The 12984-nt window shown below is 49.7% G+C and carries 11 protein-coding genes and 1 pseudogene; 6 read left to right on the forward strand and 6 right to left on the reverse strand.

The genetic code is table 11. The annotated features are described in order from the left end of the window. Positions 1 to 63: 63 nt before the first annotated feature. Positions 64 to 552: pseudogene (locus BOO20_RS11410) on the reverse strand (helix-turn-helix transcriptional regulator); the annotation flags it as partial. Positions 553 to 869: 317 nt separating this feature from the next. Beyond that, on the reverse strand, positions 870 to 2096 hold the full coding sequence (locus BOO20_RS11415) for a hypothetical protein (RefSeq protein WP_076792804.1): 1227 nt from the start codon (positions 2094 to 2096) through the stop codon (positions 870 to 872). 277 nt (positions 2097 to 2373) lie between these two features. On the opposite strand from BOO20_RS11415, the gene BOO20_RS11420 reads away from it, so the two are divergent. From BOO20_RS11420 to BOO20_RS11440, 5 genes are all read left to right on the forward strand, one after another. Further along, positions 2374 to 2856 (forward strand): low molecular weight protein-tyrosine-phosphatase, encoded by a 483-nt coding sequence (locus tag BOO20_RS11420; protein WP_255372207.1) that lies wholly within the window; start codon positions 2374 to 2376, stop codon positions 2854 to 2856. Between the two features lie 29 nt (positions 2857 to 2885). Further along, positions 2886 to 3824, forward strand: coding sequence for a diacylglycerol kinase family protein (locus tag BOO20_RS11425; protein WP_076792807.1), 939 nt, complete (start codon positions 2886 to 2888; stop codon positions 3822 to 3824). 261 nt (positions 3825 to 4085) lie between these two features. Further along, entirely contained in the window at positions 4086 to 5336 is a 1251-nt protein-coding gene (locus BOO20_RS11430) for a GlmU family protein (RefSeq protein WP_006365348.1), read from the forward strand. Between the two features lie 17 nt (positions 5337 to 5353). Beyond that, positions 5354 to 5917: an aminodeoxychorismate/anthranilate synthase component II gene (locus BOO20_RS11435; RefSeq protein WP_006365347.1), complete on the forward strand. Its 564-nt coding sequence runs from the start codon at positions 5354 to 5356 to the stop codon at positions 5915 to 5917. A gap of 26 nt (positions 5918 to 5943) precedes the next feature. Continuing rightward, positions 5944 to 6681, forward strand: coding sequence for a TIGR00730 family Rossman fold protein (locus BOO20_RS11440; RefSeq protein WP_076792809.1), 738 nt, complete (start codon positions 5944 to 5946; stop codon positions 6679 to 6681). Between the two features lie 18 nt (positions 6682 to 6699). Here BOO20_RS11440 and BOO20_RS11445 read toward each other — a convergent pair whose 3' ends face one another. Further along, positions 6700 to 7128: a heme-binding domain-containing protein gene (locus BOO20_RS11445; protein ID WP_076792810.1), complete on the reverse strand. Its 429-nt coding sequence runs from the start codon at positions 7126 to 7128 to the stop codon at positions 6700 to 6702. Between the two features lie 58 nt (positions 7129 to 7186). Here BOO20_RS11445 and BOO20_RS11450 point away from each other — a divergent pair, with 58 nt between their 5' ends. Next, entirely contained in the window at positions 7187 to 7495 is a 309-nt protein-coding gene (locus tag BOO20_RS11450; protein WP_006365344.1) for a transcriptional regulator, read from the forward strand. Positions 7496 to 7604: 109 nt separating this feature from the next. On the opposite strand, the gene bshC is transcribed toward BOO20_RS11450, so the two are convergent. The 3 genes from bshC to BOO20_RS11465 all read right to left on the reverse strand — a co-directional run bounded on the left by bshC (position 7605) and on the right by BOO20_RS11465 (position 12936). Then, complete coding sequence (gene bshC / locus BOO20_RS11455; protein WP_076792861.1) at positions 7605 to 9296, reverse strand: bacillithiol biosynthesis cysteine-adding enzyme BshC; 1692 nt, start codon at positions 9294 to 9296, stop codon at positions 7605 to 7607. A 4-nt stretch (positions 9297 to 9300) separates the two neighbouring features. Further along, a complete protein-coding gene (gene surE, locus BOO20_RS11460; protein WP_076792812.1) occupies positions 9301 to 10077 on the reverse strand; it encodes a 5'/3'-nucleotidase SurE in 777 nt (258 codons plus the stop codon). An 84-nt stretch (positions 10078 to 10161) separates the two neighbouring features. Beyond that, positions 10162 to 12936, reverse strand: coding sequence for a patatin-like phospholipase family protein (locus BOO20_RS11465; protein ID WP_076792813.1), 2775 nt, complete (start codon positions 12934 to 12936; stop codon positions 10162 to 10164). Positions 12937 to 12984: the final 48 nt, after the last annotated feature.

Genomic DNA, 12984 nt, shown 5'->3' on the forward strand with positions numbered 1-12984 from the left:
ACTCCGGTTTCTGCGCTCCGTCCGCCTTGTTCTCGGGCTTCTCACGACAATTAATAGAGTGCCCTACAGTGATACAGCGAAATCGGAGAGGTAGGTTTTTATTGACTGGTGTTTTCCAAGGGAAAGCTTTTTGTGCATTCTGTAGCGGATGCTTTCCATGCCTCTGGTCGTTATACCGACAGAACGGGCAATCTCCCTTGTGTCGTAGTTAAGTTTTACCAGCAGGCTTATTCTCAGTTCACGCTGGTTGAGGTTGGGATGTTTTTTCTGAAGCCTGGATAAAAAGAAAGAGTCTGACTCGGTCAGTTCGATGTTCAGCCGTTTTTCAATAGTTTCAGTCTCGATCAGGCTCAGGCAAGAGTCGGTCATCTCCCTTTTGATATTGGTATCTATTTCCAGCGCGTATATCTGGTCGAGCAGATTACGGAGGGCTGTGGTTTTCTCTGCGATTGCGGTCGAGACTCTTGTGAGCTCCATATCCTGTGTGGCAATCCGGGTTTTAAGCTCTGCGATCTCTTTTTCGAATTCGAGAGTGGACTTTTTGTTCAGTTCTGCATGGGTAGTCATTGTAATACGTATCTGGTTTTTTTTCAATGTTCGACTTGATCTGTCACGATAACGCTCAAAGATTCAAATCCCGGACCCAACCGGCTGCGTCTTTATTTATTTTACAGCCATTCGCCTTGACGTGTTGGTGAGTGTAATATGTGTAATAAATTCATTAAAACGAACATATTTTACACTTTTTTTTAAAAAGTACTCTTCTTTATAAGATATTCACGCCATTAAGTATCACTTTATCCGGTATTTCCGTGAGAGCCGCTCTGGAGGCTATACGCCACTGATCGTCAATGTTGAGTGGATGGATGTTATGGTGCTGTAATCTCAAGAAGACAGTTCTTGATTGACTGGTGTTTTTTGATGCCCAGTTTTTTATGCATACGGTAACGGATGCTTTCAGCACCGCGTTTTGATATGCCGAGTGTACGGGCAATCTGCGTATTGTTGTAATTCATTTTTACCAGCAGTGCGAGCCTCAGTTCCCGATGATTAAGACCGGGGTATTTTTTCTGAAGTTGCAGAAGAAATTCTGAATCGGTTACGTCAATCGGCGGATTGACGTAACGTGTTTCAAATGTTTCCGCTGCAATCAGTGCCCTGCAATGCGTTAACATCTTTTGTTTTACTTCAGGGTCAATGTCAAGGATATGAATGGTGCTGCACAGCTTCTCGGCCACCGTGCTGTTTTTATTGACAGCTGCGGATACCCTGTTGAGCTCAATCTCCTGAACGGCAATTTTTCCTTTCAGGGAGCTTTTTTCCTGTTCGAGATTACAGATCGTTTGTCTGTTCAGTTCGATCTCTGCGTTCAACCGGATATTTGTTTTGGATAGTTGTTCTTCATATTCGGTTTTCAACTGTTCCAGCTGCAGCTGATGTTCTTTGTTGAGGGCATGCAGATCACTTTGCAGGCTTTTAATTGCCCTGAAAAAAGGATGAAGGCTGTTTTCAGCAGGAGGTATATTGATCTGCTGGTTTGTCATCTGCAGGAGACTCATACGGACTGTAACGGCGAGAAACTCGTTTTTGAGCAGTTCATAGCTTTTGTCCTTGCTGCTTTCCACAGAGGCAGGGAAGGGTTTGCCGGATTTGAAGGAGAGCACGGTCTCTATGGCTTTTCTATAGTTTTCAGCACAGAGAAGTCTGGTTTTTTCAGAAGAAAGAGACTGGAAGGTTTCCATCTCAATTGCGATATCGGAATGTATGTTGTAGAGTACGACCAGCCGGATATTGCGGCCCCAATTGTAGCTGAAGTTGAGCATATCTTTTTTGTACCTGTATGCTATGGCTCTTACATGTTCAAAGTCCGCAATGATATAGAGGGGTTTATCGGTCAGCTCAAGATCAGTGAGCACATCCTGAAACCGTTTGATTTTAATGCTGGCAAGAGTAATATCCCTGTTTGCATGGTGTGACATCTGCACAATATCGTGTCCGATGCACTTGAATATGGTGTTATAGCCATCTTCACTATGCGGAGAGATCCATTCAGGTTTTTCCTGTACGGGCAATTTTGATACCGGGCATTTTTTCATGTTTCAGTCCAAAACGCTTGTTATCAAAACTCCCCCTGAGGTTTTTTCATGCCGGTGATCTGCGCGCTGTTTGTTATAGACAGCACCCGTTTCATGTTGATATCGTAGAGCGGATCGCTTCATGAGCAGTGCCGGTATTTCCTGTTTTTGCAAGATATTGTATTCATACTTGCATGTAATGTTACCTGCAGCAGAGTGCTTGTTCTTCTTATTGCAAGAAATCATCTTGTCTGAATAATAAAACGAAAATATTATTAATAAAATCAGGGTTGTTTTTATCTGCTATGAAAACATCTGCCGTTCTCCAATGGCGGAAGGTGTTTTTTGTGATCTGCTTGATCGACATGATCTCCGGCACTTTTTTTCAGTCAGTTCCGCCGGTACGGTCAGTTACCGGGAGGGTTCCCCGCCTGATGATCGTGCCATAGCGGTGCTCCAGCCGCTTGGGATTGATATATCTTCAGTGCGGGCCCGTGGTGCCCGTGAGCTTGATTTGCATGAGTCTGACTGGATATTTACCATGGATCACGAGAATTATGAGGAGATCCTCACTTTTTTTCCGTCTCATGAGCAGCCCCGGATACACAGGGTTCTGGAGTTTGTTGAGGGCCGTTCCGGTGACGAGGTTGCAGACCCCTATTACGGTACCTTCAGGGAGTTTGAAGGTGTCGCAGAGGATCTCTCTACCGCATGTGAACAGATTCTTGAGCGGATGTTCGAGCATTACCCGTATCTTGCACAGCACTCCGGGAGGAGTTGAATTTCAGATGATTTTTTTATGTACTCAGGATGACGAACCGTTCCCGTTACCTTTTTATTTTCAATCCCGCTGCTGACAAGGGCCGGGCCTCCCGAAAGTCAGCATGGCTTGAAGCCCTTGTGACTGAAAGTCAGGAGTCCGTGATGGTCAGAACCACTCATGCAGGCCATGCAGGAGTGATTGCCCGTGCCGAACACCGTCAGCGTACCAGCATCATTTCCTGCGGTGGTGACGGTACCCTTCATGAAGTAGTCAATGCTGTTGCCGGCGAAGGGTGTACGGTCGGGGTATTGCCCTTCGGGTCGGGTAATGATTTTATCAAAACCCTGAATCCTGAGAGGAAGCAGCGGCGTGGCATCAGCCATTTTTTTAAATCCGGGAGCCGGGAGGTTGATCTCGGCAGGGTGGCATTCGCAAATTCCGATCACCGCTTTTTCATCAACTCCCTCGGTATCGGTTTTACCGGCAGGGTGGCCAAGAGTGTCAAGGGTGCGCCCTGGCTGAAAGGAGAGCTTGCCTACCTCTACGCGCTTTTGACAGTGCTTGCAGGCTATTCGGCACCGAAAATGAAGATTACCATCACGCTTGAAAACTCTGTTCTGGAGCTTGATGAGCCGGTTTTTGCTTTTTCGGTTTCGAATGGCAAAGTTGAGGGCGGGAAGTTCCGGATTGCACCGCATGCCGAAATCACGGATGGTTTGCTGGATGTCTGTATTCTCAAGGGGATCACGAAACTCGAGTTTTTCCCCTACGTGTTCAAATACCTCAACGGAACCCAGATCAACGATCCTAAAGTGATTTACTGCAAGGCGAAAGCTGTTGACGTCACACTGACGGAGCCCGATGTCATGCATATGGACGGGGAGGTCTATGATGACATTCATGGCAGGGTTGCCATATCGGTCGTGCCAAATGGCATCACGATGCTCTGTGACCTTTCAGAGGACTCTGAGCCCAAAAAAGTGTAACGTCTTGCGTTCCTTTCGGCAGCTTCCGATGTGCTCGAATTGCAAAACTTTCTCTATTTGTCGTACCTTAGTCAATAGCCTCATTTTTGGCTTTCTGTTTACTTTACGGTTTGTTGAATTTCCCTTTACCATCAGCAGCCGTTTTTTCTTTCTCGAATTTTTGCCGCGTTCTTGTCACAGTTTTGTTACCTGCACACTATCGAGTAACACGAGCTGCTGTAAATATCCTGACGGTAAATAGTAAAATACGCCCTTTGCAGAATGCAGGTTATCATTTTTGAAGACACCAGGGTTCATGAACTGAAGCCGCTTGTCAATCTCAAGCCGGTTTACGGCCTCCATACCGGTTTTCGCTCTCTTCGCGAAAAGTTTGAGCACTTCACCCGGGGTGAGGTGACGCTTGGCTGGCATCTTCGCCGCTATCTTGCCCCGTTCTATGCTGAACAGCACCCCGAATGTGTTATCAACAGAGTGGTCGAGGATGATCTGCTTCTGGTCAACGGTCGGCTGGTCTGTGAGGAGACTGCTGCCGGGATAATTATTGATGGTGCCCTTGAATCGGGCAGGGGTTATATGCAGGGCAGTGATCTGCTCTTTGCCCGGGTGCAGAGGAGTCTCATTACCGATGAATCCGGTATGATGCCGGACCTCATCGACACCCGCAGGATTGCTGCCGAGCTTGTTACGGAGGCGGTTACGGGGTTCAGGCTGATCAGCAACATCTGGGATGTTATTGCCTATCACACCGATGAACTGCAGCGGGACGCCGCAACCCTCGAACTTGGTCGTATTGAAGGCGATGTTCACCCGGCGGCCGCTATTGTTAACCGTTCAAATATCTATGTTGGTCCCGGTGCGGTTGTCCGCGCCGGTGCGGTGCTTGATGCCGATGATGGTTTTGTTGCCATCGGTGCCGGTGCGGTTGTGGATCCGCAGGCCGTGCTGATGCAGAATGTTTTTCTGTCCCCCTGGTCACGGGCTAAAATCGGCGCTAAAATATACAGCAATGTTTTTATCGGGACCGCCTCCCGAATCGGAGGAGAAGTTGAAGACTCCATTATCGAGCCGTTTGCCAACAAACAGCACGATGGTTTTCTCGGTCACTCCTATATCTCGTCATGGTGCAACCTCGGGGCGGGTACCAATACAAGCGATCTTAAAAATAATTACAGCCGGATCACCCTTCTGCTCAATGGCCGCGAACAGATGACCGGTTTGCAGTTTCTCGGACTGTTGATGGGGGATCACTGTAAAAGCTCCATCAACTCCATGTTCAACACCGGAACCGTTGTCGGAACCGGGGCAAATGTTTTTGATGGAGGGTTTCCCCCGAAAGAGGTGCCCTCTTTTTCCTGGGGTGGTCACAGGGGATTTGTCCCCTATGAGATTGAGCGGGCTGTTCAGACGGCAAGAAAGGTCATGGAGCGCCGCCAGGTTGTGATGAGCAGCGCTTATGAGGCCATGTTCCGTTTTGTCGCCGGAACGGAACGTACACTTCAGCTATTTGTATAACGTTTAAGCGGATATCCATGATTCTTGTTGTTGACAACTATGATTCATTTACCTATAATCTTGTTCAGTATATCGGAGAGTCCGGTGAAACGGTTGAGGTCTATCGCAATGATGAACTCTCTGTCGAGGAGATTATAGCAAGATCTCCGGCCAAGATTGTGATCTCTCCCGGACCGGGTACTCCTGATGACGCCGGCGTTTCAGTGCCTCTGATTCACGAAGTGAAGGGTCGCATTCCTCTTCTCGGAGTATGCCTCGGTCACCAGTCAATCGGTGCAGCGCTTGGCGGAAAGGTGGTGCGTGCGGCCAGTATCATGCATGGCAAGACCTCTCTGGTCTATCATGACAACCGGGGGATTTTTGCCGGGGTTGACAATCCTTTCGTTGCTACCAGGTACCACTCGCTTATTGTTGAACGGGAGACACTTCCTGATACCCTTGCCATCCGGGCCTGGACAGAGGATGGGGTCATTATGGGAATGGATTCGGAGCAGTTTCTGCTCTATGGCGTCCAGTTTCATCCCGAATCGATCATGACTGCCGAAGGGAAAAAGATCATCAGAAATTTTCTTGAACTGTAGTATCCGGCTGAAAGGAGTTGAAGCGTATGGCAGGTGCACCAGGTTCTTCAGAGGATGAAGGAAAAAAACGCGGGCTCTCTGTATCGAAACGACCAGGGTTTAGCCGTGAAAGCGATTTCATGGTTGACGGGTGGCGGGTCTTCAAAATTATGGCGGAATTTGTCAGCGGTTTTGAGACGATGTCCGATGCCGGTCCGGCTGTAACCGTTTTCGGCTCTACGAGGGTGGCTGAAGGCAGCCCTGAATACCTCCTGGCCGAGAAGCTCGGAACACTGCTTGCCGCCGAAGGGTTTGCGGTGATTACCGGCGGAGGGCCGGGGGTTATGGAGGCAGCGAACAGGGGCGCGCAGAGTGCCGGAGGCGTATCCATCGGCTTCAATATCAAGCTTCCCAACCAGCAGAATCCAAACCGCTATATCGATCAGGATAAACTGGTCAGCTTTCAATATTTTTTTGTCCGGAAAGTGATGTTTCTGAAATATGCGCAGGCCTTCATAGCCCTGCCGGGTGGTTTTGGAACCCTCGATGAAGTATCGGAAGCCATAACACTGATTCAGACCGGCAAAAGCGAACGGTTTCCGGTCATTCTGATGGGGAAGAGCTACTGGGATGGTTTTTACCGCTGGATCAAGGAGACCATGCTGCAGGAGAAAGGCTATATCAGCGAAGAGGATCTTGGATTTATCTATCTCGAAGAGAGTCCGGAAGCGGTGGTGGAGATCATCAAAGGGTTTTATCCTGATGGCTATGCGCTTAATTTTTAGTTCCGGGTTTCAGGCTCATCAGTACGATAAGTCAAGCCAGCTCACCACGGCAAGGCTCTCTTTCGGGTTTAATGCCTTTTCCGGTTTCAGGGTGTAGTAGAGGTTCTGATGATTCCGGCCATGAGAGAGGACGGTGATGATTTTTCTTTTCAGCCGGCCGGTTTCTTCAATTTTATTATTGTTCCAGAGTGAAAAATTCAGAACATTGCGTCCGGAGTTGACACTGCCGGATATAAGCCAGGAGGCAGGTGCGATATAGCCAAGAGCGGGCCAAGCGGTTTCGTTGGAGTGGCAGTCATAACAGCCCTTTTTCAGAGAGTTTTTTACCGCGTATGGTGCCTGAAGATCGCTCTGTACCGGAGGGTTGATGCGTCGTAACGGTATAAATTGTATTATCATGAGCAGAAGAACCGTCCAGCTGGCGATGGTTTTTATGGAGTAATTCATGGTTGAAAGCCGGTAAGCGGTTTCTCTGATCTCTTTTTAATTCTCAAGATTTTTTATCGTGATATTTCCCTGTGAAAAAGCTGTCTGGTACCATCTTCCGCAGATCAGGGCCGACCTTGCCATCGAGCTGGTGAAAAGCGGCATGACCCAGTCCCAGGCGGCAAAAAAACTTGGTGTGACTCCTGCTGCTGTTTCACAGTATATTCATAAAAAACGGGGGCAGCAATCACAAAAAAGCAGGCCATACCGTCAGGAGATCAAGGCCGCAGTGAACAGAATCTGTGAAGAGGCCGCCAATGAAGAGCTTCAGGTCATGGTTTGCAAATGCTGTCACATCCTGCAGAAAGAGGATCAGAAGGAGGGGTGAGCAGCTTTTGTTTTATGAACAGCGCTACAAGCTGTCATGCACGGTTTGAAGGCGAGGCGCACAGAGTCCCGCCGTGTCGGTATAATGCCCTTGCGTGAAGCCCTGCTGCCTACAGTTCGACAATAATATGTGACTCTGTTGAGTGCCCGCTCAGCAGATTTTTCAGGGTATCAATCAATTCCGTGCCGTATTTATTCAGATAGTAGAAAATATTGATCAACCGTTCCTGGGGTACTCCTTCCGGAAAGAGCGATGTCTCAGCTTTAAGGATCTGCTCAAGCAGCTCCTCATGCTTTCTTCGGCTTGCCTTCCAGGCTTTCTGTTCAATGACTTCGACAATTTTTTCTGACTGAACGGTTGATGCCGCAAGAAGCGGTTCAAGGGTCGGGTCAATCTTGGAGAGTATTGGCCTGAGGGCGGCAAATGTCCGGCGAATCTCCTCCTTGCTCTGTTCAAACAGGGCGTCAAGCTGAGGATTTTCAGCTATACCGACCGCATTTTTTTTCAGCTGCTGCAGGTCGCTGAAGACGGCATTGTATATCTGTTTTCGTGAGAATCCGGGTTTGCCGGTTACCTGAAGCAGCTTGTCCATAATGCGGCTGATTTTTGGCTCTACGAGCGTGAAGCTGCCTCTCGGAATGATAAAGGGCATGCTGATGCCGAAGTGCTCGTAATTTTTACGGTACTGTGCCAGATAGCTTATCTCCCCGGGGCCTGCAATGGTTGCAAATGTCGGCAGAACATAGTCCTGGACAATCGGCCGGAGAACCACATTGGGGCTGAACTGTTCCGGATGGTCCTGACAGAGCTCAAGCATCTGGTGTTTTGAGTAGCGCTGTCTGTCGGGGGTAATCGAGAAGGATTCGTCTGAGCCGTGCTCGATTTTTTGACGCTGACCGTGTGTGTTAAGAAAATAGAGGTTGACGCTTCTTGGTTTTGTCTGGGCTGCATAGCCGAGATTTTCAAGCCGGGAACTCTGGGCAACTACATTATAGGATGATGCCGGTGCCGTTGAGAGCTCCTTCAGGAAGATATTGGCGGAGAGCCTTTTGAAATCGGGATCCTGGGTGGAAAGCAGTATCAGGGGGTGATCGCTGAAGAGCAGCATCATGGTGGATGCAAAGCTCATCTCGAAGGTATTTCCGGGATAATAGCACTCCGTAAGAATTTTTGTAACACGCTCCTTGTGTGTGGAGTCCGGCAGGAGCAGGAGAAACTCCTCGACGGTGCGGCTGATATCCTCTCCAAAAGAGCTGTTGGCAACCATCTGGTCCGCCATCCGGCGCCAGGGCTCCTGGCGGAAATGAGTCACCCTGTTTTCCGAGAAAAGCGCGGTATGGGCAGACTCTTCGTAATCATGGTCTTCACCTTCGAGCCAGAAGATCGGTACAAAGTCATATTCGGGAAAGAGTACCTTCTGGCGTTCGGCAAACACAATGGCGGTGAGGGCTTTGTAGATGGTATAGAGCGGTCCGGTAAAGAGTCCGAGCTGCTGACCGGTTACAATGGCCATACATCGCGGTGAGCGGAGCTTTTCGATCTCCCTGAGGTGAAGCTCATTGCAGCCGAAGCGGGTATTCTGTCGCGAAAGCATGGCGGAAAGGGTATCCCGGTCAAACCTTCTCGATCCGAGCATGCCGAGCTGACGGTAGTAGTCCGACTCCTTCTGGTAGTCAAGGTGAAAGCAGTCGGCAATCAGGGCGGCACGTTCAGGGCCCTCTGAGGTATAGTCGCGGAAAAGCTTTGAAAATCCCTTCTTTGGTGTCAGGATATGGCGGTAGTCGAGAAGAAAGGTGTTCACATTGTTATTTTTGCAGGTTCCATTGTTCAAGGGTGCCGATAAGGCTGTGGTTGGTCATGTCACAGGAGATCGGTGTGATAGCCACATAGTTCTGCCGCACGGCAAATTCATCGTCGCGTATATCCTTATCAAGCAAGCGAAGGGTGCCATTCAGCCAGTAGTAAGGATTGCCGTACATGTCATTTCGTTCAATGGCACTCTCCTCCCATCGGGATCGACCCTGCCGGGTGATAACAGCCCCGGAAATCAGGGATTCCGGTACATTGGGAATATTGACAGAGAGAACGGTGTCCGGAGGAATGCCTTCAAGCAGCACTTTTTTTACCAGTTTGCGTGCAAATTTTCCGGAATAGGTGAAATCGGCATGCTCATAGGTTGCCAGTGAAAAAGCCAGAGAGGTTATTCCCTGAATTGCCCCTTCAAGTGCCGCGGCTACCGTGCCGGAGTAGAGGGTATTGGTTGCCGTATTGCTGCCGTAGTTGATGCCGGAGACGATCAGGTCAGGTTTTTCAGGCAGAATATGACTGAGTGCAACCTTGATACAGTCAACCGGTGTTCCGGAGACGGTGTAGCCGAAAAAACGGCTGTTTTTGAAAAATTTCTTGATTCTCAATGGCACACCGAGTGTCATGGCATGACTCATCCCGCTGTGTGGTTCAGCAGGAGCCACCACGGTGACCCTGCCGATTTTTTTCATTGCCGCAGCAAGCGCGTGTATCCCTTCGCCTTCAATGCCGTCATCGTTACAGACCAGAATATGGGGTCTCTTCGCTCTCTCCACGCTACAGGTTTCCTTTGTTATGAAGTGAAAATTGTCGTAGTACCGCAACTCCTGCCGGCGTGTAAAAATACAAAATAGTTCGACTCAAAAGTCATGACCAAGACTGAAATAAAAAAGGGTGTCGGAGAATCTCAGTGATGAGGGTACGGAGCCGGGAACTGTTTCAAGAAATGCAAATGCCTTTGAGAGGGTAAATCTTGCCGGTCCGAGAGGGGTCTCCCAAATCATACTGGTTCCGGCTCCATGGATGAGTGAGCTCAGATCGATATCACTCCGGCTTTCCCATACATTTCCCGCATTGTAGTGCAGAATGAACGAAGTCGGGAAGAGCAGGACAAATGAGGGTTTGTAGCGGATATGGATTCCTGCCGAGGCCATATTGTTACCCGGAAGGTCGTTTTCACGCAAGCCGATGAATCGGCGGCTGTAGGTTGTACCGGGTCCGCCGAGGAAAAATTTCTCCGAGAGCGGTGTATAGCTGCTGCTCAAACCTATCAGCGCCGAGAGCTGCAGGGTGGTGTTATCCCTGAGCGGAATGTTTGCTTCGTGGGCGCCCGATATCTGCCAGGCAACATCACCCCTCTCCTGCAGTGATGGCGTGACGGAATACCTGAGGTTGGTATAGTTTCCCGATGAGGGAATCAGGGTGTTGTTTCTTGAATCAAGCGTAAACTGTGTGCCGAAGGAGAGCATATCCGTACTTTCTGTTTTCAGGAGGGTGCCTCCCCGCTGTGCAGCGTAGGAGAGGGAGTTCTGGAGGGTAAGATCAACCATGAGCTGACCGTTTTTTCTGATTCGCGCCCCGAATGCGGTGTTTATGCCATATTTCTGGATGCCATAATAGTTCAGATCGTTGGAGTGGGCACCGAAAAACTCTCTGGAGAATTCGAGATTATGGATTTCAAAGAGATGCTGGCCATAAAAAAGACGGGAGGAGAGGGTCAGGTGTGAGGGACCTATCCGTGGGATGCTGAACTCAAGATTCATGAGGCTGTTCTGTCTTCCTGCCTTCAGCCAGCCGCCGACAGAGCTTGTGGTGCCGCCGACGTTTTCGTTTCTCACATCCAGCAGAATCTGGGCATTGTTTGTTTCATCATAACGCACCCCGAGCCGGAGGACCGATGAGGGTTTTTCTTCGAGGGTAAACCGAAGCCGGGAGTTGTTTTTACTGTCAGAAGTGCCTGAAGACTCCGGGGAGATGGAGACCCTGTTGAAGGAGCCCGTTTCATAAAGGTTATCGACAGATTCAATTGCCTTCTCCATGCGGAGCGCTCTGGTGGTATCAATTTTGATCTCTCTCTTTATGGCGGTTATTCCGGTAATGTTCCGGCTCTGATCTATGGCAATGCCGTCAGGTTTGCCCGAGGAGAGGTTGATCAGCAGTGTCCCGTTATCATCGAGGGAGGTGCTTTCTATCGCTACCAGGCTGAATCCTCTCTCCCGGTATTGTTTTATGAGTGATTCAAGTGCTCGGGAGCCTGCTCTGTTGGTATAGAGTGATGCCGTTACCGGCTTGAACGCGGTTGTGATCGCTTCGGGTGTAACTGCCTTGTCAGGCCCCCCCGTTACCAAAACCTTTTTTATTCCCGGAAGCGGGTCGAGATGAAAAACTGCTTTTTTGCGGTGATGGTCAAGTTCTGCGTGAACGCTTGTGAAGAGGTCGGTTTCAAGCAGCTCATGAAGGGCTTGTGAGGGATCGGTTGCGTTGCGGATGATGCCGGATACAATGAGATAGTGTTCACGGAATTCCGGGCTCTCTTTCGGGAAGAGCACGGTTTTGCTATAACCGGCAATCGACGGGCCCCGGCCTGTTTTCTGTTCTATACTCCGCTTGATGGTTGCGGCAAGAAATTTACCTTTTGCATATCCGGCATCTACAAGTGCCTGGATATCAGAAAAATCGGTAGCCTTGTGCTTGTCAAGATCAGGCGTAATAACGATATCGGCTTTTTGAAGCTGTGCGGGGTATTGCAGTTTGGTCAGGATACTCATCGCCTGATCGGCAGCCTTCCATGGCAGGTCGAGCTCACTGCTTGTGGAGTACATGGAACCATGGGTATCGACAGCAATTTTATACCCTGCGTTCACCGAATCAAGTTCATCAACCGGAAGATTTGCCACGAGTCCTCCGTCAACCAGTTGATAGCCGTCACGCCTGACCGGTTCAAAAAGAATCGGAATGGTGCTGCTCGCCCTCATCGCTTCAGAGAGGGAGCCTGAAGTAATGGTTATGCGCACTCCCGAGACCAGGTCCGTCGATATCGCCCGGTAGTTGACCGGCAGTGTTGAGAAGTTGCCATCCGCCTTATAGATGCTGTTCAGTGCGAGCTGGTCGAGCGTTTCGGTCATTGCCTGCGATGAACTCAGCGATTTTGGAATAAGCAGTTTCAGTTTGTCAAAACGAATCGCAATGGTGGCCCGATCGCGGATACGCTGCTGTTCAAGGAATATGTTTGAGCGGGAGTAATCGTCGTTGATTGATAATATCGATTGCCACTGCAGCGTGTGAGCAAGTTTTTCCAGTTCAGCAGGGGTGTAGCCCGAGCTGTAGAGTCCGCCGATAATTGCGCCCATGCTTGTTCCGGCGATAAAGTCAATCGGAACGCCCTCCTCCTCAAAAGCCTTGAGTACGCCGATCTGCGAGATGCCGTTTGCTCCGCCACCGGAGAGTGCCAGACCGACCGTTTTTCTTGCAGGCCGCATGGCGTGAAAAAGCGCGAGGCGGTGCATCGGGAGTCGAAGCGTATCAGGATAGAGTGTAGTGGTCGGAGATGGTGCGGCTAAGGCCGTGCCTGTCACGATGGAGAGCAGAGCAGCAGCGAGTGCAGCCGAAGAGAGAAGTTTTCTGACGTTCAGCAATGGTGAAGCTCCCTGTTCATGTGTCGGTAATGATGGTTCTTTCAGGCT

The organism is Chlorobium sp. KB01, from assembly GCF_001975465.1.
GTDB lineage: Bacteria > Bacteroidota > Chlorobiia > Chlorobiales > Chlorobiaceae > Chlorobium.